The 19,397-nt window shown below is 60.0% G+C and carries 17 protein-coding genes and 1 pseudogene; 15 read left to right on the top strand and 3 right to left on the bottom strand.

What is annotated here, in order from left to right; translation table 11 throughout:
• The first annotated feature begins 3 nt into the window (after positions 1 to 3).
• The 10 genes from rseA (at position 4) to acpS (ending at position 8,750) form a co-directional block, all read left to right on the top strand.
• Positions 4 to 654 carry an anti-sigma-E factor RseA gene (gene rseA / locus AFK65_RS14835; RefSeq protein ID WP_007700695.1) on the top strand — a complete coding sequence of 217 codons (651 nt, stop codon included), beginning with the start codon at positions 4 to 6 and terminating at the stop codon, positions 652 to 654.
• Positions 654 to 1,607, top strand: a complete 954-nt coding sequence (gene rseB, locus AFK65_RS14830; RefSeq protein WP_032804823.1) for a sigma-E factor regulatory protein RseB — start codon at positions 654 to 656, stop codon at positions 1,605 to 1,607. Before rseA ends, rseB begins: the two co-directional genes overlap by 1 nt.
• Positions 1,604 to 2,083: a SoxR-reducing system protein RseC gene (gene rseC, locus AFK65_RS14825; protein ID WP_038856504.1), complete on the top strand. Its 480-nt coding sequence runs from the start codon at positions 1,604 to 1,606 to the stop codon at positions 2,081 to 2,083. The genes rseB and rseC overlap by 4 nt, the downstream gene beginning before the upstream one ends.
• A 200-nt stretch (positions 2,084 to 2,283) precedes the next feature.
• A complete protein-coding gene (gene lepA, locus AFK65_RS14820; protein WP_007700686.1) occupies positions 2,284 to 4,083 on the top strand; it encodes a translation elongation factor 4 in 1,800 nt (599 codons plus the stop codon).
• Between the two features lie 14 nt (positions 4,084 to 4,097).
• Positions 4,098 to 5,063, top strand: a complete 966-nt coding sequence (lepB, locus tag AFK65_RS14815; RefSeq protein WP_038856505.1) for a signal peptidase I — start codon at positions 4,098 to 4,100, stop codon at positions 5,061 to 5,063.
• A gap of 171 nt (positions 5,064 to 5,234) precedes the next feature.
• Positions 5,235 to 5,915, top strand: coding sequence for a ribonuclease III (rnc, locus tag AFK65_RS14810; protein WP_004387379.1), 681 nt, complete (start codon positions 5,235 to 5,237; stop codon positions 5,913 to 5,915).
• On the top strand, positions 5,912 to 6,817 hold the full coding sequence (gene era, locus AFK65_RS14805; protein WP_007700678.1) for a GTPase Era: 906 nt from the start codon (positions 5,912 to 5,914) through the stop codon (positions 6,815 to 6,817). The genes rnc and era overlap by 4 nt, the downstream gene beginning before the upstream one ends.
• Positions 6,818 to 6,826: 9 nt before the next feature.
• Positions 6,827 to 7,564, top strand: coding sequence for a DNA repair protein RecO (gene recO, locus AFK65_RS14800; RefSeq protein ID WP_004387382.1), 738 nt, complete (start codon positions 6,827 to 6,829; stop codon positions 7,562 to 7,564).
• Between the two features lie 74 nt (positions 7,565 to 7,638).
• Positions 7,639 to 8,370 (top strand): pyridoxine 5'-phosphate synthase, encoded by a 732-nt coding sequence (gene pdxJ / locus AFK65_RS14795; RefSeq protein ID WP_007700675.1) that lies wholly within the window; start codon positions 7,639 to 7,641, stop codon positions 8,368 to 8,370.
• A complete protein-coding gene (acpS, locus tag AFK65_RS14790; protein WP_004387384.1) occupies positions 8,370 to 8,750 on the top strand; it encodes a holo-ACP synthase in 381 nt (126 codons plus the stop codon). Before pdxJ ends, acpS begins: the two co-directional genes overlap by 1 nt.
• Here acpS and AFK65_RS14785 read toward each other — a convergent pair.
• Positions 8,747 to 9,007 carry a YfhL family 4Fe-4S dicluster ferredoxin gene (locus AFK65_RS14785; RefSeq protein WP_004387385.1) on the bottom strand — a complete coding sequence of 87 codons (261 nt, stop codon included), beginning with the start codon at positions 9,005 to 9,007 and terminating at the stop codon, positions 8,747 to 8,749. The genes acpS and AFK65_RS14785 overlap by 4 nt on opposite strands.
• 56 nt (positions 9,008 to 9,063) lie before the next feature.
• Positions 9,064 to 9,912 carry a MurR/RpiR family transcriptional regulator gene (locus tag AFK65_RS14780; protein ID WP_004387386.1) on the bottom strand — a complete coding sequence of 283 codons (849 nt, stop codon included), beginning with the start codon at positions 9,910 to 9,912 and terminating at the stop codon, positions 9,064 to 9,066.
• A gap of 121 nt (positions 9,913 to 10,033) precedes the next feature.
• Here AFK65_RS14780 and murQ point away from each other — a divergent pair, with 121 nt between their 5' ends.
• The 4 genes and pseudogenes from murQ to tadA all read left to right on the top strand — a co-directional run.
• The gene (murQ, locus tag AFK65_RS14775) at positions 10,034 to 10,927 is read left to right on the top strand and encodes an N-acetylmuramic acid 6-phosphate etherase (protein WP_007700663.1); all 894 of its coding nucleotides are present in this window, start codon (positions 10,034 to 10,036) and stop codon (positions 10,925 to 10,927) included.
• Positions 10,928 to 10,940: 13 nt separating this feature from the next.
• Complete coding sequence (locus AFK65_RS14770) at positions 10,941 to 12,308, top strand: PTS transporter subunit EIIC (RefSeq protein WP_038856506.1); 1,368 nt, start codon at positions 10,941 to 10,943, stop codon at positions 12,306 to 12,308.
• Between the two features lie 3 nt (positions 12,309 to 12,311).
• Positions 12,312 to 12,947 carry a phosphatidylglycerophosphatase C gene (yfhb, locus tag AFK65_RS14765; protein WP_007700658.1) on the top strand — a complete coding sequence of 212 codons (636 nt, stop codon included), beginning with the start codon at positions 12,312 to 12,314 and terminating at the stop codon, positions 12,945 to 12,947.
• Between the two features lie 98 nt (positions 12,948 to 13,045).
• Positions 13,046 to 13,444, top strand: a pseudogene (tadA, locus tag AFK65_RS21205) (tRNA adenosine(34) deaminase TadA); the annotation flags it as partial.
• Here tadA and mltF read toward each other — a convergent pair.
• Entirely contained in the window at positions 13,407 to 14,966 is a 1,560-nt protein-coding gene (gene mltF, locus AFK65_RS14755) for a membrane-bound lytic murein transglycosylase MltF (protein ID WP_038856507.1), read from the bottom strand. The pseudogene tadA and the gene mltF overlap by 38 nt on opposite strands.
• 267 nt (positions 14,967 to 15,233) lie before the next feature.
• Here mltF and purL point away from each other — a divergent pair, with 267 nt between their 5' ends.
• Complete coding sequence (purL, locus tag AFK65_RS14750) at positions 15,234 to 19,124, top strand: phosphoribosylformylglycinamidine synthase (RefSeq protein WP_038856509.1); 3,891 nt, start codon at positions 15,234 to 15,236, stop codon at positions 19,122 to 19,124.
• Positions 19,125 to 19,397: the final 273 nt, after the last annotated feature.

Genomic DNA, 19,397 nt, shown 5'->3' with positions numbered 1-19,397 from the left:
AGCATGCAGAAAGAAAAACTTTCCGCTTTAATGGATGGGGAAGCACTGGACAGCGAATTGCTGAGCGCGGTCGAAAACGACAAAGCGCTCCAGCAAACCTGGGAAAGCTATCACCTCATTCGTGATACCCTGCGCGGCGATACCGGCGAAACGCTTCATTTCGATATCTCCGCACGCGTGATGGCGGCTATCGAAAACAAGCCCGCCCGCCATGCAGCGCCGCTCATCCCTGAATCACAACCCGCGCCGCATCAGTGGAGCAAAATGCCGTTCTGGCATAAAGTGCGTCCCTGGGCGAGCCAGCTCACCCAGGTCGGTATGGCCGCGTGCGTGTCGCTGGCGGTGATTGTCGGCGTTCAGCACTATAACGGTCAGCCTGATGCTACCGCACAGCCGGAAGCGCCGGTTTTCAACACGCTGCCGATGATGGGCAAAGCCAGCCCGGTCAGCCTCGGCGTGCCGACGGCGGACAATAACGCCGCAGGCGGTCAGCCGCAGGTTCAGGAACAGCGTCGTCGCATCAACGCGATGTTGCAGGATTACGAACTGCAACGCCGTCTGCATGCTGAACAGCTCCAGCTGGAGCAGTCGCAGACGCAGCAGGCCGCCTTACAAGTGCCTGGTAACCAGACTTTAGGAACTCAATCGCAGTAATGAAGCAACTTTGGTGCGCCGTCTCTCTCTTGACGGGCAGCCTGTTCGTTTCCTTCAACGCCTCGGCGGATGCATCGTCCGAGGCGTTGTTGCAGCAGATGAACCTGGCGAGCCAGTCACTCAATTACGAGCTCTCATTTGTCAGCATCAACAAGCAGGGTGTGGAATCCTTACGTTATCGCCACGCCAGGCTCGACAATAAGCCCCTCGCACAGTTATTGCAGCTGGACGGCCCGCGTCGCGAAGTCGTGCAGCGTGGTTCGGAAATCAGCTACTTCGAGCCAGGGCTTGAGCCGTTTACCCTGAATGGCGATTTCATCGTCGATTCGCTGCCGTCGCTGGTTTACACCGATTTCCGCCGCCTCGCGCCGTACTACGACTTTATCTCCGTCGGGCGCACCCGCATTGCCGACCGGCTTTGCGAAGTGATCCGCGTTGTCGCGCGTGACGGCACCCGCTATGGCTACATCGCCTGGCTCGACAGCGACACCCGTCTGCCGATGCGCGTCGATCTGCTGGATCGCGACGGCGAAACGCTGGAGCAGTTCCGCGTGGTCTCCTTTACCGTGAACGATAAGCCCGGCACAATGATGCAGAACCTGGCGAAAGCTTCGCTGCCGCCGCTGCTCTCCGTACCGGCAGGCGATGACGTGAAGTTTGACTGGTCAGCCTCCTGGCTGCCGCAGGGCTTTACCGAGATCTCCAGCAGTCGCCGGCCGTTGCCAGGCATCGATTCGCCGGTAGAGTCACGACTCTACTCTGACGGGCTCTTTAGCTTCTCTATTAACGTGAGCCGCGCCAGCGCCAACAGCACCGAACAGATGCTGCGCACCGGCAGACGCACCGTCAGTACCGAAGTGCGCAATAATGCCGAAATCACGGTGGTGGGGGAGTTGCCGCCGCCGACGGCGAAGCGCATCGCGAGCAGCATTAAATTCAGGGCATCCCAATGATTAAAGAGTGGGCCACGGTCGTATCGTGGCAAAACGGCGAAGCCGTACTGAGTTGCGACGTTAAGGCCTCCTGCAGCAATTGCGCGTCCCGCGCCGGTTGCGGCACGCGCGTGCTGAACAAGCTGGGGCCGCAGAATACGCACTATATTAACGTGCCGAGCGAACAGCCGCTGATTGCGGGGCAAAAAGTTGAGCTGGGCATCGCCGAGGGCAGCCTGCTTGGCTCCGCGATGCTGGTGTACCTATCGCCGCTGGTTGGCCTGTTGATCATGGCCGGGGTGTTCCAGGCGCTGTTTGGCTCCGATCTCGCCGCGATGTGCGGCGCTGCGCTGGGCGGCGTGGGCGGTTTTCTGCTGGCGCGCGGTTTATCGCCGAGGTTCGCGTCTCGTGACAGCTGGCAGCCGGTTATTCTCAGCGTCGGCCTGCCGCCGGACGCGCTGCGCGTCGAAACCTCTTCCCCCTCAGACAGCCGGTAACCGCCGGCTGCGTAGTTTTACGCGTCCTTTTCCTGAGATTTTCATTCGCCGTCTATGCTTAGCTCAGACGCAGTTTCCCCGCTTTCTGGTTGTAGTGTAGAATGCAGCGTTTCAGGCATAAGACAGCCAGAGACATCACGCTCAGTACCGCGCGTTGCGCCGAGCCTCTCAGGATTTATAAGGCATAAAAATCTCGCTATATGAAGAACATACGCAACTTTTCGATCATCGCTCACATCGACCACGGTAAATCGACGCTGTCTGACCGTATTATTCAAATTTGCGGCGGCCTTTCCGATCGCGAAATGGAAGCGCAGGTGCTGGATTCCATGGATCTGGAGCGCGAGCGCGGCATTACCATTAAAGCCCAGAGCGTGACGCTGGACTACAAAGCCTCCGACGGCGAAACCTACCAGCTTAACTTTATCGACACCCCCGGCCATGTGGACTTCTCTTATGAGGTTTCCCGCTCTCTCGCGGCGTGCGAAGGCGCGCTGCTGGTCGTGGACGCAGGCCAGGGCGTGGAAGCGCAGACCCTCGCGAACTGCTATACCGCGATCGAAATGGATCTCGAAGTGGTGCCGGTACTGAACAAAATCGACCTGCCTGCCGCCGATCCTGAGCGCGTGGCGGAAGAAATCGAAGATATCGTCGGCATCGACGCCACCGACGCGGTGCGCTGCTCGGCGAAAACCGGCGTTGGCGTGCAGGACGTGCTGGAGCGTCTGGTGCGCGACATCCCTGCGCCGGAAGGCGATCCGGATGCCCCGTTGCAGGCGCTGATCATCGACTCCTGGTTCGATAACTACCTGGGCGTGGTGTCGCTTATCCGCGTGAAAAACGGCACCCTGCGCAAGGGCGACAAAGTCAAAGTCATGAGCACCGGCCAGACGTACAACGCCGACCGTCTCGGGATTTTCACGCCGAAACAGATTGACCGTACCGAGCTGAAATGCGGCGAAGTGGGCTGGCTGGTGTGCGCGATTAAAGACATTCTCGGCGCGCCGGTAGGCGATACCCTGACGCTTGCCCGCAACCCGGCGGAAAAAGCCCTGCCAGGCTTTAAGAAAGTGAAGCCGCAGGTTTACGCCGGCCTCTTCCCGGTCAGCTCTGACGATTACGAGTCCTTCCGCGACGCGCTCGGCAAGCTGAGCCTGAACGACGCCTCGCTGTTCTACGAGCCGGAAAGCTCAACGGCGCTGGGCTTCGGTTTCCGCTGCGGCTTCCTCGGCCTGCTGCACATGGAAATCATCCAGGAGCGTCTGGAGCGCGAATACGATCTCGACCTCATCACCACGGCGCCGACCGTTGTGTATGAAGTGCAGATGACCAACGACGATGTGGTCTATGTCGACAGCCCGTCCAAGCTGCCGCCGCTGAACAACATTCAGGAGCTGCGCGAGCCTATCGCCGAGTGTCACATGCTGCTGCCGCAGGAATACCTGGGCAACGTCATCACGCTGTGCGTCGAAAAACGCGGCGTGCAGACCAACATGGTGTACCACGGCAATCAGGTTGCGCTGACCTACGAAATTCCGATGGCGGAAGTGGTGCTCGACTTCTTCGATCGCCTGAAGTCGACCTCGCGCGGTTACGCGTCGCTGGATTACAACTTCAAGCGCTTCCAGGCCTCGAACATGGTGCGCGTCGACGTGCTTATCAACGGCGAGCGCGTCGATGCGCTGGCGCTGATCACCCACAACGACAACGCGCCGTACCGCGGTCGCGAGCTGGTGGAGAAGATGAAAGATCTGATCCCTCGCCAGCAGTTCGATATCGCCATTCAGGCGGCTATCGGCAACCACATTATTGCCCGTTCCACAGTGAAACAGCTGCGTAAAAACGTGCTGGCAAAATGCTACGGCGGCGACGTGAGCCGTAAGAAAAAGCTGTTGCAGAAACAGAAAGAGGGTAAAAAACGCATGAAGCAGGTCGGTAACGTCGAGCTGCCGCAGGAAGCGTTCCTCGCCATTCTGCACGTTGGGAAAGACGGTAAATAACCTAAGGAGTTGGCATGGCGAATATGTTTGCCCTGATCCTGGTCATCGCAACGCTGGTGACGGGCATCTTGTGGTGCATGGATAAATTTATCTTCGCGCCGAAACGCCGCGAGCGCGCGGCGCTTGCCGCCGCGGATGCGCAGGACGCGGGCGTGTCGAAGAAAGCGGGCCCGAAACCGGGCTGGCTGGAAACCGGCGCGTCGGTATTCCCGGTTCTGGCCGTCGTTCTGGTGGTACGTTCATTTATTTATGAACCGTTCCAGATCCCGTCTGGCTCAATGATGCCGACGCTGCTTATCGGCGATTTCATCCTCGTGGAGAAATTCGCTTACGGCATTAAAGATCCGATTTACCAGAAGACGCTTATTGAAACCGGCCATCCGAAACGCGGCGACATCGCCGTGTTTAAATATCCGGGCGATCCGCGTCTTGACTACATCAAGCGCGTGGTGGGTCTGCCGGGCGATAAAGTCAGCTACGATCCGGTGGCGAAAGAAGTGACCGTCCAGCCGAACTGCAGCTCAGGCCAGGCGTGCGCGAACGCGCTGCCAATCACCTATTCGAACGTCGAACCGAGCGATTTCGTGCAGACCTTTGGCCGCCAGAGCGGCGGTGAAGCAAGCAGCGGTTTCTTCCAGGTGCCGAAGAACGAAAGCAAAGACGGCGGTATTCGTCTGACCGAGCGTAAGGAAACCTTAGGCGACGTCACGCACCGCATTCTCACGGTGCCTATCGCGCAGGATCAGGTCGGTATTTACTACCGTCAGCAGGGCCAGCAGAACGGCACCTGGATTGTTCCGCCGGGCCACTACTTCATGATGGGCGATAACCGCGATAACAGCGCCGATAGCCGTTACTGGGGCTTTGTTCCGGAGGCGAATCTGGTGGGCAAAGCGACCGCTATCTGGATGAGTTTCGAGAAGCAGGAAGGCGAATGGCCGACAGGCGTGCGCCTGAATCGAATCGGCGGCATTCATTAACGAATTAAATCTGTTGGAACTAACGACATCCCCTGTCGTTGTGTATAGAATATTCCCCCGACGATTTCCGGCTGGCTCCCGCAAGGGAGCCACGGCACACGAAACAGCTTTGAACCCCATCAGCCCTGTTCCGTGTGCTGAATTTTTGACGCATTCATTAATTGGTATCGCATGAACCCCATCGTAATTAATCGGCTTCAGCGAAAGCTGGGCTACACTTTTCATCATCAGGATCTGTTGCAGCAGGCATTAACGCATCGCAGTGCCAGCAGTAAACATAATGAGCGTCTGGAGTTTCTGGGTGACTCCATTTTAAGTTTCGTGATTGCGAACGCGCTGTATCACCGTTTTCCGCGTGTCGACGAAGGCGACATGAGCCGTATGCGCGCCACGCTTGTGCGCGGCAATACGCTCGCCGAAATCGCGCGTGAATTTGAGCTGGGCGAGTGCCTGCGTCTGGGGCCTGGCGAGCTGAAAAGCGGCGGTTTTCGTCGCGAATCGATTCTTGCCGATACCGTTGAAGCCTTAATTGGCGGCGTGTTCCTCGACAGCGATATCCAGACCGTTGAGCGCTTAATTCTCACCTGGTATCAAACCCGTCTGGATGAAATTAGTCCGGGCGATAAACAAAAAGATCCGAAAACGCGTCTGCAGGAATATCTGCAGGGGCGCCATCTGCCGCTGCCGTCTTACCTGGTGGTGCAGGTGCGTGGGGAAGCTCACGATCAGGAATTTACTATCCACTGCCAGGTAAGTGGCCTGAGCGAACCGGTGGTCGGCACGGGTTCCAGCCGCCGTAAAGCGGAGCAGGCAGCCGCTGAGCAGGCGCTGAAAAAACTGGAGCTGGAATGAGCGAAACCAAAACACACTGCGGATTTATCGCCATCGTTGGCCGCCCGAACGTCGGGAAATCAACGCTGCTGAATAAACTGCTCGGGCAGAAAATTTCTATTACTTCCCGTAAGGCGCAAACCACGCGCCACCGTATCGTGGGCATTCATACCGAGGGCGAGTATCAGGCGATCTACGTCGATACCCCCGGCCTGCATATGGAAGAGAAACGCGCCATTAACCGTCTGATGAACAAAGCGGCCAGCAGCTCTATCGGCGATGTCGAGCTGGTGATTTTTGTGGTCGAAGGCACCCGCTGGACGCCGGACGACGAAATGGTTCTGAACAAACTGCGCGACGGTAAAGCGCCGGTCATTCTGGCTATCAACAAAGTCGACAACGTGCAGGACAAAGCGGAGCTGCTGCCGCATCTGCAGTTCCTGGGCAGCCAGATGAATTTCCTCGATATCGTGCCGATCTCCGCGGAAACCGGCATGAATGTGGATACCATCGCGGCGATCGTGCGTAAGCACCTGCCAGAGGCGATTCATCACTTCCCGGAAGATTACATCACCGACCGCTCGCAGCGCTTTATGGCCTCTGAAATCATCCGTGAAAAACTGATGCGTTTCCTGGGCGCCGAGCTGCCGTATTCGGTGACGGTCGAAATCGAGCGTTTCGTGACGAACGAGCGCGGCGGTTACGACATCAACGGGCTGATCCTCGTTGAGCGCGAAGGGCAGAAGAAAATGGTGATTGGCAATAAAGGCGCCAAAATCAAAACCATCGGCATCGAAGCGCGTAAAGACATGCAGGACATGTTCGAAGCGCCGGTGCACCTTGAGCTGTGGGTTAAAGTGAAATCAGGCTGGGCCGACGATGAGCGCGCCCTGCGCAGTCTCGGTTACGTTGACGATCTTTAAGGCCGCCTGATGGAAGGCTGGCAGCGTGCCTTTGTGCTCCACGCGCGTCCGTGGAGCGAAACCAGCCTGATTATCGATCTGTTCAGCGAAGAATCCGGGCGCGTGCGCGTCGTCGCCAAAGGCGCGCGCCGCAAACGTTCTAACCTCAAAGGCGCGCTTCAGCCATTTACCCCGCTGCTGGTGCGCTGGAGCGGGCGCGGCGACGTCAAAAACCTCACCAGCGCTGAAGCCGTTTCGCTCGCGCTTCCGCTTTCCGGCATTACGCTGTACAGCGGCCTGTACGTTAACGAACTGGTCGCGCGCGTGCTGGAGCCGGAAACCCGCTTTTCCGAACTCTTCTTTGATTACCTGCACTGCATTCAGGCGCTGGCGGGCGCGAGTGGCTCGCCGGAGCCTGCGCTGCGCCGCTTTGAGCTCGCGCTGCTGGGGCATCTGGGTTATGGCGTCGATTTTCTGCACTGCGCAGGCACCGGCGATGAAGTCGATGACGCCATGACTTATCGCTACCGCGAAGAGAAGGGTTTTATCGCGAGCCTGGTTATCGACAACACCTCCTTTACCGGCCGCCAGCTCAAAGCGCTCGCCACCCGCGAATTCCCCGATGTTGACACCCTGCGCGCCGCCAAGCGTTTCACGCGTATGGCGCTCAAACCGTATCTCGGCGGCAAACCGCTGAAGAGCCGCGAGCTGTTTCGCCAGTTCGTGCCGAAAAAACGTCCGCTTCCGCCGGAAGGCGAAACCGCCTGACCGCGCAACCATAGCCAGCCTTTCCCGACCAGGTGTAAACTGCCTGCACTTTTTGTCGATTTACGAGGATTGTCATGGCTGAATTGTTGTTAGGGGTCAACATCGACCACATCGCCACGCTGCGTAACGCCCGCGGCACGGCTTATCCGGACCCGGTACAGGCGGCGTTCATCGCCGAACAGGCAGGCGCGGACGGCATCACCGTTCACCTGCGCGAAGATCGCCGTCATATCACCGATCGCGATGTGCGTATTCTGCGCCAGACACTCCATACCCGTATGAATCTTGAGATGGCCGTCACCGAAGAGATGCTGACCATCGCCTGCGAGACAAAACCGCATTTCTGCTGCCTGGTGCCGGAAAAGCGTCAGGAAGTGACCACCGAAGGCGGGCTGGATGTCGCGGGTCAGCTCGATAAAATGCGCGACGCCTGCCAGCGTCTGGCGGCGGCGGGCATTCTGGTGTCGCTGTTTATCGACGCCGATAACGCGCAGATTGACGCCGCGGTGGCCGTCGGCGCCCCGTATATTGAAATCCACACCGGCTGCTATGCGGACGCCGAAGACGACGCCACCCGCGCGCGCGAACTTGAGCGTATCGCGAAAGCCGCTACCTACGCCGCGAGCAAAGGCCTCAAAGTCAATGCCGGACACGGGCTGACGTATCACAACGTCCAGGCGATTGCCGCGCTGCCGGAAATGCATGAGCTGAATATCGGCCACGCGATTATCGGACGCGCCGTGATGAGCGGTCTGAAAGAGGCGGTGTCTGAGATGAAACGTCTGATGCTGGAAGCGCGTCGCTAATGGCGATTCTGGGGCTGGGTACCGATATCGTGGAGATTGACCGCATCGAGGCGGTCATCTCCCGCTCAGGCGACCGGCTGGCGAAGCGGGTGCTGAGCGCGAACGAATGGGCGCAGTATCAGGCGCACCAGCAGCCGGTGCGCTTTCTGGCGAAGCGCTTCGCGGTGAAAGAGGCGGCGGCCAAAGCCTTTGGCACCGGCATTCGTAACGGGCTGGCGTTTAATCAATTTGAAGTGTTTAACGATGAACTGGGCAAACCAAAGCTGCGGCTGTGGGATGAGGCTGAACGGCTGGCGGCGCGTATGGGCGTGACGTCCGTACACGTCACGCTTGCCGACGAGCGGCACTACGCCTGCGCGACGGTGATTATCGAAAGCTAAATCTTATCGGCATGATGGAGCAGCACGAACTTATCCCACAGCTGCTCTTCATTCTCTGCATGCGCCGGATCCTTAATAATCGTGTTGGGGATCGGGCACACTTTCTGACAGGTGGGGGTCTCGTAATGGCCCACGCACTCCGTGCAACGGCTGGTGTCAATCTGGTAGATGTTGTCTCCCATTGAGATAGCCTCGTTCGGGCACTCCGGCTCGCACATGTCACAGTTGATACATTTTTTAGTGATTAGCAACGCCATCAGGAAAATCTCAGAAACAACACAAACAGGGCGGGCATTATACGCCCATTTGTTACTCAGACCAGTTTTTTTACCAGCGCCTCGCTGTGCCGAATACGCTCCGGGGCTTTCTCCAGATCCTGCTGCACCAGCGCCATAAACAGCAGATCCGCGAGCATCATCTGGGCGGAGGTGGAGGAGATAGCCGCGCTGCGCGTCGCCTGCTCTTCGGCGATGGTATAGAGGCACTGCGTCGCGCGCTGTTGCAGCGCGTTCGGCGTAAAACCGGTGATGGCGAGAATGCGCGCGCCCACGCGCAGCGCTTCGTCGGCGGCCAGGTTAATCTCGCGCCGCTCGCCGGAGTAAGAAAGCGCCACCAGCAAATCTTCCGGCTCCATCGCCTGTACGGTCGCCAGCAGCGCGTGCATATCCTGTTCGGCGACGGCGTTGAGGCCAATTTTCATGAGCTTCCAGGAGAAGTTTTTGGCCACCAGCCCGGACGCGCCAATGCCGGTCAGCACAATGCGCCGCGCGTTGCGCAGCAGCCCGACGCTCGCCAGCAGTTTCTCTTCCGGGTTGATATCGAGCGACGCGTGCATCGCCGCGACATTCTCTTTAATCAGCTTTTCGCCCACCAGACGCAGCGGATCGTCGCCCAGGATCTCGTTATGCACTGCTACCGAGTGAATGTTGCTCTGGCTGGCGAGCGCTTCGCTGATGGCGAGTTTCAGGGCCGGAAACCCCTTATAGCCCAGCTTCTGCGAAAACTTCACCACGCTCGACTGGCTGACGCCCGCTTCCGCTGCCAGCTGCTGCGAGCTGAGATGACGGGCGTAGTCGGGAAACTGAAGCAAAAAGTCGGCAAGTTTTCGGTCGCTTTGCGCCAGCGTCGGGTATCGCTGGCGGATAAGGATCAGGGTATTCATCAACGCCTCCGGCTGGATTAAGTGTGATCGGCTTTTCATTGCCGGGAAATTGACTCGCCACTTTGAATTTTATATTCCATTATAGCGTCATCATTATGAATTAAAAATTCAGAGGTGCAATATGAATCTTGGCTCGCTGGTCTCAGAAACCCGAAACCCCGCCACGCTGGATCTCGACGCGCTCCCGACGCTTGAGATGCTGATGCGTTTTAACGAAGAAGACAAGCGTGTGGCGCACGCCGTCAGTGAAACGCTGCCGGAGGTGGCGAAGGCGGTGGATGCGGCGGCGGCGGCGCTAAACAGCGGCGGCCGGCTCATCTACATGGGCGCTGGCACCAGCGGGCGCCTCGGCGTGCTGGACGCTTCGGAGTGCCCGCCAACGTTCGGCGTGCCGCATGGCGTGGTGGTCGGGCTTATCGCAGGCGGCCCCGGCGCGCTGCTGAAAGCCGTCGAAGGCGCGGAAGATAACGCGCAGCTCGGCGAGGACGATCTTAAAGCCATCGGGCTTACCGCGCGCGATATGGTGGTAGGGCTGGCGGCATCGGGGCGCACGCCGTATGTCATCGGCGGCCTGAAATACGCCCGCGCGCTGGGCTGCGCGACGGCGGCCATCTCCTGTAACCCTGGTTCCCCGATTGCCGAAACGGCGGAAATCGCCATTTCGCCTGTGGTGGGCCCGGAGGCGCTCACCGGCTCCACGCGTCTCAAATCCGGTACCGCGCAGAAACTCATACTCAACATGATCTCCACCGGCGCGATGGTGAAGTGCGGCAAGGTCTACCAGAACCTGATGGTGGATATGAAAGCGACCAACGTCAAACTGGTGGATCGCGCCTGCCGGATGGTAATGGAAGCGACCGGCGTCACGCGCGACGAGGCCGAAGCGGTGCTCGCGCAAACCGATTATGAAGTGAAACCCGCCATTTTAATGGTGCTGACCGGGCTGGACGCGCAGGCCGCCCACGCGCGTCTCGCGGCGCATAACGGCTTTTTAAGAGCGGCGTTGCAGCCGTAAGGGGACGTAACGTATGGAAAAATCAGCGACGCTCGCCACGCACATCCTCAAAGGCGTGGGCGGCGAGGGCAATATTTTACGGCTGGAAAACTGCATGACGCGTGTGCGCCTTGAGTTGCGCGACGAGAGCCTGATGGATCTCCCGGCGCTGAAGGCGCTGCCCGGCATCAGCGGCTATGTGAAGCAGGGCGAGCAGCATCAGCTGATTGCGGGCCCCGGACGCGCCGCGCAAATCGTCGACGCGATGCGCGCGCAGATGCAGGGCGCGACGTCCACCGAACCGGCGATTGACGACGCCGCACGCACGAAAGCCCAGGCGAAAGCGCGCTATAAAGCGCCGATGAGCGATGCGCTGCGCCAGCTCGCGAACGTGTTTATTCCGCTGATCCCGGCGTTTATCGCCTCCGGGCTGATTACCGGGATTATCAATATCCTCAAACGCCCGGATATCGTCGGCGGCTTCGCCACCAGCTATCCGAACCTGCTGGGGTTGCTCGGCATTTTCGGCAGCGCCGTGTTCGCTATCATGAATATCCTGGTCGGCGTTAATGCCGCGCGGGTGTTCGGCGGCTCGGTGGCGATGGGCGGCGTCATGGCGGGCATTCTCTCCAGCCCGCAGCTGGCGCAGATTACGCTCTTCGGCGAGCCCTTACAGCCGGGGCGCGGCGGTGTTATCGCCGTGCTGCTGGTGGTGATGCTGATGTGCTGGCTTGAGAAAAAGCTGCGTAATCTGCTGCCGGTGTCGGTGGAGCTTATCCTTAACCCCTTGCTGACGACGCTCATTACCGGCGCGATCGCCATTGTGGCGCTGCAACCGCTCGGCGGCTGGATTTCAGAAACCATCGCGCACGGCGCGTCGCTCGCTATTGATAAAGGCGGGCTGCTGGTGGGCGCGGTGCTGGCGGGCACGTTTTTACCGCTGGTGCTCACCGGCCTGCATCAGGGGCTGGTGCCCATTCACGTCGAGCTGGTTCAGGCGCACGGCTATAACGCGCTATTCCCGATTCTGGCGATGGCGGGCGTCGGGCAGATTGGCGCGTCGCTGGCGGTGCTGCTGAAAACCCGCAACGCCCGGCTGAAAAAAGTGATCAAAGGGGCGCTGCCGGTCGGTTTGCTCGGCATCGGCGAGCCGCTCATTTTCGGCGTGACGCTGCCGCTGGGCAAGCCGTTTATCGGCGCGTGCCTTGGCGGGGCGGCAGGCGGCGCGATTATCAGCTATTTTAAAGTGGCGACGGTCATCACTTTCGGCATTTCCGGGCTACCGCTGGCGCTCACCATCGTGACCGGAAAAGTGATGCTCTATCTGTTAGGCTATCTGGTAGCGGTGATCGCCGGTTTTCTGTTTACGTGGTTCCTGGGCTTCAACGATCCAGAGGAGTAAGGTTTGGCCAATAACGAGCGTCGGGTAGTGTTTTTCGATCTGGATGGCACATTGCATCAACAGGATATGTTCGGCACCTTTATGCGCTATCTGCTGCGGCGTCAGCCGCTCAACCTGCTGCTGGTTATTCCTCTGCTGCCCGTTATCCTGGGCGGGCTGTTAATCAAGGGGCGCGCCGCCCGCTGGCCGATGAGTTTGCTGCTCTGGGGCTGTACCTTCGGCCACAGCGAGGCGCGTCTGAAAACGCTGGAAAAATCCTTCGCCGGGTGGTTTCGCACCCATGTCGTCACCTTTCCGGTGGTGCATGAGCGCCTGACCGGCTACCTCACCAGCACCGACGCCGACGTCTGGCTCATCACCGGCTCGCCGCAGACGCTGGTGGAGCAGGTCTATTACGATACCCCGTGGCTGCCGCGCGTGAATGTTATCGCCAGTCAGATGGAGCGCCGTTTTGGCGGTTGGGTATTGACGCTGCGCTGCCTCGGCCATGAAAAAGTGGCGCAGCTGGAGCGCCAGATTGGCACGCCGCTGCGTCTCTACAGCGGCTACAGCGACAGCAAGCAAGATAACCCGCTGCTTTACTTCTGCCAGCACCGCTGGCGCGTCACCCCGCAGGGGCAGCTCCAGCAGCTCGAATAAGGCGCGTTTCGCAACCCATAAACGGTGTGTATAATGCCGCCCGCCTTATACTCCCGGAGAAGCTTGTGTCACAGACTGAACTCACCCATGAATACTGGATGCGCCATGCGCTGACGCTGGCGCAGCGCGCCTGGGACGAGGGTGAAGTGCCGGTAGGCGCGGTGCTGGTACACAACAATCAGGTTATCGGCGAAGGCTGGAACCGCCCGATTGGCCGCCACGATCCGACCGCGCACGCGGAGATCATGGCCCTGCGTCAGGGCGGGCTGGTGCTGCAAAACTACCGTCTGCTGGATACCACGCTGTATGTCACGCTTGAGCCGTGCGTCATGTGCGCAGGGGCGATGGTGCACGGGCGTATCGGCACGCTGGTGTTCGGGGCGCGCGACGCCAAAACCGGCGCGATCGGCTCGCTGATGGACATCACCGGACACCCCGGCATGAACCATCAGGTGCAGGTTATCGAGGGGATACTGGCGACAGAGTGTTCGGCAATGTTGAGTGCGTTTTTCCGACAGCGCCGGCTTGAGAAAAAGGCCCTAAAGGAAGCGGCGAAAACGGCGACGGGAACAGACCCTGCGGCGTAATATTCGCAGGGTAACTCTGCACAAGCTTAGGCTGCGCCGCCGCGGCGGCCTGCTTTTCCTTCTCCAGCAGATAGCCGACCAGGCTTATCTGGTATTTACGGATATTTTCCACATAGGCGTAAGCCTCGTGCCCGCGCGCGTAGCCGTAGGTGAGCTTGCTGTAATAGGGCCGCTGGCTTAACAGCGGCAGCCGCTGTTTTACGTCCGACCAGCTATCCGGGTTGCCTTTTTGCTTCGCCGTCAGCGCGCGGGCGTCCAGCATATGCGCGTAGCCCATGTTATAGGCCGCCAGCGCGAACCAGATCCGCTCCTCCTCCGGCACGCCTTCCGGCACTTTGCTCATCATATCTTTCAGATAGCGCGCGCCGCCGCTGATGCTCTGTTCGGCATCGAGACGGTCGGTCAGGCCCAGGCTTTGCGCCGTATTGCGGGTCAGCATCATCAGACCGCGCACGCCGGTAGGGGAGGTGGCCTGGCTGTCCCAGTGGGATTCCTGATACGAGATGGCCGCCAGCAGCCGCCAGTCGATATCGGTCGCGTATTTCTCAAAGAGCGGCTGCAGCTCCGGCAGCACGCTGTCCACGGCGCGCAGGAAACTGCGGGTATCCACGTAATCGAAATCGTTGCCGTGGCCGAGATACTTCTCCTCCAGACGCGCCAGCGTGCCGTCTTCATTGATCTGATTAAAGAAATCGAGCAGGGCGGCGGAGAGCGAATTATCGCTGCTGCGGCGGCTGAACCACGTCACCGGCTGTTCGTCGCTGAGGTCGAGCGCGACCGCGAGCTGCGGATGGACGCGCTGGAGCAAGCCGATGGCGACCGAATCGGCGATGGTGTAATCCAGCGTGCCCTGCGCCACCTGTAACATCAGCTCATTACTGCTGAGTTTCGGGTCGACGCGCCAGCTTAAGTCCGGGTATTTGGTCGCTTTGAGCTGTTCCAGCTCGCTTTGCGCCACATGGCCGGGCGCAATGGTCAGTTGCCCCTCTTTGATACTGGCGAGGCTGCGCGGACGCAGGCTGCCGACGCGGTAAACCATCTGCTGCGAGACCGAGTAGTAAATCGGGCCCGCCTGGTAGTGCTGGCTGCGCGCTTCGTTATAGACCAGGCCTGCGGCGAGCAGATCGGCCTCGTTATTGTCGAGATCGTCAAAGAGCTGATTGATGTTCTGGCGCACGGTGACTTCCAGCTTTACGCCCAGATAGTCGGCAAACGCCTGGCTTAGCTCGTAATCGAGCCCGGAGATAGTTTCACCGGCGCGGTACATGGTCAGCGGCGTGGCGATGGTACTGACGCGCAAAACCCCCCGCGCCTGAATCGCGGCGATACGGTTATCGGCTTTGCCGGACCAGGGAATGGCCGGCCATAAGGCCACTGCCAGCAGCAGGGTAACGACGCCGATGAGCAGATAATTAAGCTTTAATTTTTTCAATTAGTTAATTCTCTGCGTTGCCCCGGGGCTCAGCGAACAATCGTTAGTAAACCGTTTCGTTTGAATGGCATGGAGCGGCATTTTGCGTAACAAAGCGCCACTTGGCAACTAATTAGAGGAATCGGCCACACCAAACGTTAACGCGACGGCGGGATTTTATTTCTACGCAAACGGTTTCGTCAGCGCGCCGGATTCACTATAATGACGCCCGTTTTCCCCCTTGCGCCCACTGAGGTGCCCTCCGGCGCTTCGAAGACGAGAGATTAGATGATGGAAATTCTGCGTGGTTCGCCCGCTCTGTCGGCATTTCGTATTAATAAACTGCTGGCTCGTTTCAAAGACGCTCACCTCCCGGTGAAGACCATTTATGCCGAGTATGTCCATTTCGCTGACCTCGCCGCACCGCTGAATGCCGAAGAGCACGCGCGCCTTGAGCGCCTGCTGCAATATGGACCGAGCCTTGCGGGCCACGCGCCGTCGGGCCGACTGCTGCTGGTAACGCCGCGTCCCGGCACCATCTCTCCCTGGTCCTCCAAAGCGACAGATATCGCCCATAACTGCGGGCTCGCCCAGGTAAAACGCCTGGAGCGCGGCGTGGCGTATTACCTCGACGTTGATCCGACCGCGGGCGACGACGCCTGGCGCCATATTGCGGCTGAGCTGCATGACCGCATGATGGAGAGCGTTTTCGGCGCGCTGGAAGACGCCGCGCAGCTTTTCGCGCACCACGAGCCCGCGCCGGTACAGAGCGTGGATCTGCTGGGGCAGGGCCGCCAGGCGCTGGTGGACGCCAACGTGCGTCTGGGACTGGCGCTGGCCGATGATGAAATCGACTATCTGCATGACGCGTTCACCCGCCTGGGGCGCAACCCGAACGACATCGAACTCTACATGTTCGCGCAGGCCAACTCTGAGCACTGCCGCCACAAAATTTTCAACGCCGACTGGATTATCGACGGCGAAAAACAGCCGAAGTCGCTGTTTAAGATGATCAAAAACACCTTCGAGAAGACCCCGAATTTCGTGCTCTCCGCGTATAAAGACAACGCGGCGGTCATGGAAGGTTCTTCCGTGGGCCGTTTCTACGCCGATCATGAAGCGGGCCGCTACGCGTTCCATCAGGAACCAGCGCACATTCTGATGAAAGTGGAAACGCACAACCACCCGACCGCCATTTCACCGTGGCCGGGCGCCGCGACAGGCTCCGGCGGCGAAATTCGCGATGAAGGCGCGACGGGCCGCGGCGCGAAGCCGAAAGCGGGGCTGGTGGGCTTTTCCGTTTCGAACCTGCGCATTCCGGGCTTTGAGCAGCCGTGGGAAGAAGATTTCGGCAAGCCGGATCGTATCGTCACCGCGCTCGACATCATGACCGACGGCCCGCTCGGCGGCGCGGCGTTCAACAACGAATTCGGTCGCCCTGCGCTGAACGGCTATTTCCGTACCTATGAAGAGAAAGTGGCCAGCCACAACGGCGAAGAGCTGCGCGGCTACCACAAGCCCATTATGCTGGCAGGCGGCATCGGCAACATCCGCGCCGACCATGTGCAGAAAGGCGACATTCCGCCTGGCGCGAAGCTGATTGTGCTCGGCGGCCCGGCGATGAATATCGGCCTCGGCGGCGGCGCGGCGTCCTCGATGGCGTCCGGCCAGTCCGACGCCGATCTCGATTTCGCCTCGGTACAGCGCGATAACCCGGAGATGGAGCGCCGTTGCCAGGAAGTAATCGACCGCTGCTGGCAGCTTGGCGAGGCCAATCCAATCGTGTTTATCCATGACGTCGGCGCGGGCGGCCTGTCCAACGCTATGCCGGAGCTGGTGAGCGACGGCGGGCGCGGCGGGCGTTTTGAACTGCGCGATATTTTAAGCGACGAGCCGGGCATGAGCCCGCTGGAAGTCTGGTGTAACGAATCCCAGGAGCGTTACGTGCTGGCCGTGGCGCCCGAACAGCTGGCGCTCTTTGACGAGCTGTGCCGCCGCGAGCGCGCGCCGTACGCCGTCATTGGCGAGGCGACCGAAGCGCAGCACCTGACGCTTAACGACAGTCACTTCGACAACCAGCCGGTGGATATGCCGCTTGACGTTCTGCTCGGCAAAACCCCGAAAATGACCCGCGACGTCACGCGTTTACAGGCCGAAGGCCGGCCGTTCGATCGTACAGGCATCACGCTTGCCGACGCGGTGAAGCGCGTGCTGCATCTGCCGACGGTGGCGGAGAAAACCTTCCTGGTGACCATTGGCGATCGCACCGTGACCGGCATGGTGGCGCGCGATCAGATGGTCGGCCCGTGGCAGGTGCCGGTGGCGAACTGCGCGGTCACGACCGCAAGCCTCGACAGCTACTACGGCGAAGCGATGGCGATGGGCGAACGCGCGCCGGTGGCGCTGCTGGACTTCGCCGCCTCCGCCCGTCTGGCGGTGGGTGAAGCGCTCACTAACATTGCGGCGACCCAAATCGGCGACATCAAACGCCTGAAACTCTCCGCCAACTGGATGGCGGCGGCGGGGCACCCTGGCGAAGACGCCGGTCTCTATGCCGCCGTCAAAGCGGTGGGTGAGGAGCTCTGCCCGCAGCTCGGCCTGACCATTCCGGTCGGTAAAGATTCGATGTCGATGAAAACCCGCTGGCAGCAGGATGGCGAACAACGCGAGATGACCTCGCCGCTGTCGCTGGTGATCTCCGCCTTCGCCCGTGTGGAAGATGTGCGCCGCACCGTTACGCCGGAACTCACCACCGAAGATAACGCGCTGCTGTTTATCGATCTCGGCAACGGTCATAACGCGCTGGGCGCGACGGCGCTGGCGCAGGTCTATCGCCAGCTTGGCGACAAACCTGCCGACGTGCGCGACGCCGGGCAACTGAAATGCTTCTATGACGCCATCCAGGCGCTGGTGGCGCAGCGTAAACTGCTGGCCTACCACGACCGCTCCGACGGCGGCCTGCTGGTGACGCTGGCGGAGATGGCGTTTGCCGGTCACTGCGGCATTGAAGCGGATATCGCTGCTCTCGGCGACGACGCGCTGGCGGCGCTGTTTAACGAAGAGCTGGGCGCGGTGATTCAGATTGCCGCCGCCGAGCGCGAACAGGTAGAGCGCGTGCTGAAAGATCACGGTCTTGGCGAGTGCACGCACTACCTCGGCAAGGCGGTCGCGGGCGATCGCTTTACGCTGACGGCGGGCGACCACGTAGTGTACAGCGAAAGCCGCACCCAGCTTCGCATGTGGTGGGCGGAAACCACCTGGCAGATGCAGCGCCTGCGTGACAACCCGGAGTGCGCGGATCAGGAACACCAGGCGAAAGCCAACGACAGCGATCCGGGCCTCAACGTGAAACTGACGTTCGATATCAAAGAAGATATCGCCGCGCCGTTTATCGCCACCGGCGCGCGCCCGAAAGTCGCGGTACTGCGCGAGCAGGGCGTGAACTCTCATGTCGAGATGGCGTCCGCGTTCCACCGCGCGGGCTTTGACGCCATCGACGTGCATATGAGCGATCTGCTCGCCGGTCGTCGCGGTCTCGGCGATTTCCACACGCTCGTCGCCTGCGGCGGCTTCTCTTACGGCGACGTGCTGGGCGCGGGCGAAGGCTGGGCGAAGTCCATTCTGTTCAACGACCGCGTGCGTGACGAGTTCACCGAGTTCTTCCACCGCCCGCAGACGCTGGCGCTCGGGGTCTGTAACGGCTGCCAGATGATGTCCAACCTGCGCGAACTGATCCCCGGCAGCGAACTGTGGCCGCGCTTTGTGCGTAACCAGTCCGACCGCTTTGAAGCGCGCTTTAGCCTGGTGGAAGTGACCGCCAGCCCGTCGCTGCTGCTGGACGGCATGACCGGCTCCCATATGCCGATCGCGGTTTCCCACGGCGAAGGCCGCGTGGAAGTGCGCGACGACGCGCATCTGGCGGCGCTTGAAAGCAAAGGCCTGGTGGCGCTGCGCTATATCGATAACTTCGGCGCGGTGACGGAAACCTACCCGGCGAACCCGAACGGGTCTCCGAACGGGATCACTGCCGTCACCAGCGAAAGCGGGCGCGTCACTATCATGATGCCGCACCCGGAGCGCGTGTTCCGCACGGTCGCGAACTCCTGGCATCCGGCGAACTGGGGCGAGGACAGCCCGTGGATGCGCATCTTCCGCAACGCGCGCAAGCAGCTCGGTTAATGCAGTTCGTTTTAATCCTGATAAAGGCCTCGCAAGAGGCCTTTTTCTTTACGTATCTTTTTCTGTCGTGTGCGGTTTCGGCATGTGTCGGTAAATTGCGACAGCGGCGGGATTGCAGTGTCGCTGATTTGCGACATTTAAGTTATTGATTTTTATATATCACAAAAATCATCAAGGGAAGTGTTGGGGTTTAGCGACACTCTGGTTAAAAATAGCGCGAAACTTTGAAGCGGCTCATATAATTAAATGTCTTATATAACAGAAACTTATTAA

Origin of the sequence: Cronobacter universalis NCTC 9529 (assembly GCF_001277175.1) — a bacterium.
Taxonomy (GTDB): domain Bacteria; phylum Pseudomonadota; class Gammaproteobacteria; order Enterobacterales; family Enterobacteriaceae; genus Cronobacter; species Cronobacter universalis.
The sequence above is the reverse complement of the archived record's forward strand: the minus strand, read 5'-3'. Positions and strand labels throughout refer to the sequence as shown.

Bases quoted from the DNA above. Each gene is read 5' to 3' on its own strand.
- rseA (WP_007700695.1), top strand. From the start codon at position 4: ATGCAGAAAGAAAAACTTTCCGCTTTAATGGATGGGGAAGCACTGGAC.
- rseB (WP_032804823.1), top strand. From the start codon at position 654: ATGAAGCAACTTTGGTGCGCCGTCTCTCTCTTGACGGGCAGCCTGTTC.
- rseC (WP_038856504.1), top strand. From the start codon at position 1,604: ATGATTAAAGAGTGGGCCACGGTCGTATCGTGGCAAAACGGCGAAGCC.
- lepA (WP_007700686.1), top strand. From the start codon at position 2,284: ATGAAGAACATACGCAACTTTTCGATCATCGCTCACATCGACCACGGT.
- lepB (WP_038856505.1), top strand. From the start codon at position 4,098: ATGGCGAATATGTTTGCCCTGATCCTGGTCATCGCAACGCTGGTGACG.
- rnc (WP_004387379.1), top strand. From the start codon at position 5,235: ATGAACCCCATCGTAATTAATCGGCTTCAGCGAAAGCTGGGCTACACT.
- era (WP_007700678.1), top strand. From the start codon at position 5,912: ATGAGCGAAACCAAAACACACTGCGGATTTATCGCCATCGTTGGCCGC.
- recO (WP_004387382.1), top strand. From the start codon at position 6,827: ATGGAAGGCTGGCAGCGTGCCTTTGTGCTCCACGCGCGTCCGTGGAGC.
- pdxJ (WP_007700675.1), top strand. From the start codon at position 7,639: ATGGCTGAATTGTTGTTAGGGGTCAACATCGACCACATCGCCACGCTG.
- acpS (WP_004387384.1), top strand. From the start codon at position 8,370: ATGGCGATTCTGGGGCTGGGTACCGATATCGTGGAGATTGACCGCATC.
- AFK65_RS14785 (WP_004387385.1), bottom strand. From the start codon at position 9,007: ATGGCGTTGCTAATCACTAAAAAATGTATCAACTGTGACATGTGCGAG.
- AFK65_RS14780 (WP_004387386.1), bottom strand. From the start codon at position 9,912: ATGAATACCCTGATCCTTATCCGCCAGCGATACCCGACGCTGGCGCAA.
- murQ (WP_007700663.1), top strand. From the start codon at position 10,034: ATGAATCTTGGCTCGCTGGTCTCAGAAACCCGAAACCCCGCCACGCTG.
- AFK65_RS14770 (WP_038856506.1), top strand. From the start codon at position 10,941: ATGGAAAAATCAGCGACGCTCGCCACGCACATCCTCAAAGGCGTGGGC.
- purL (WP_038856509.1), top strand. From the start codon at position 15,234: ATGATGGAAATTCTGCGTGGTTCGCCCGCTCTGTCGGCATTTCGTATT.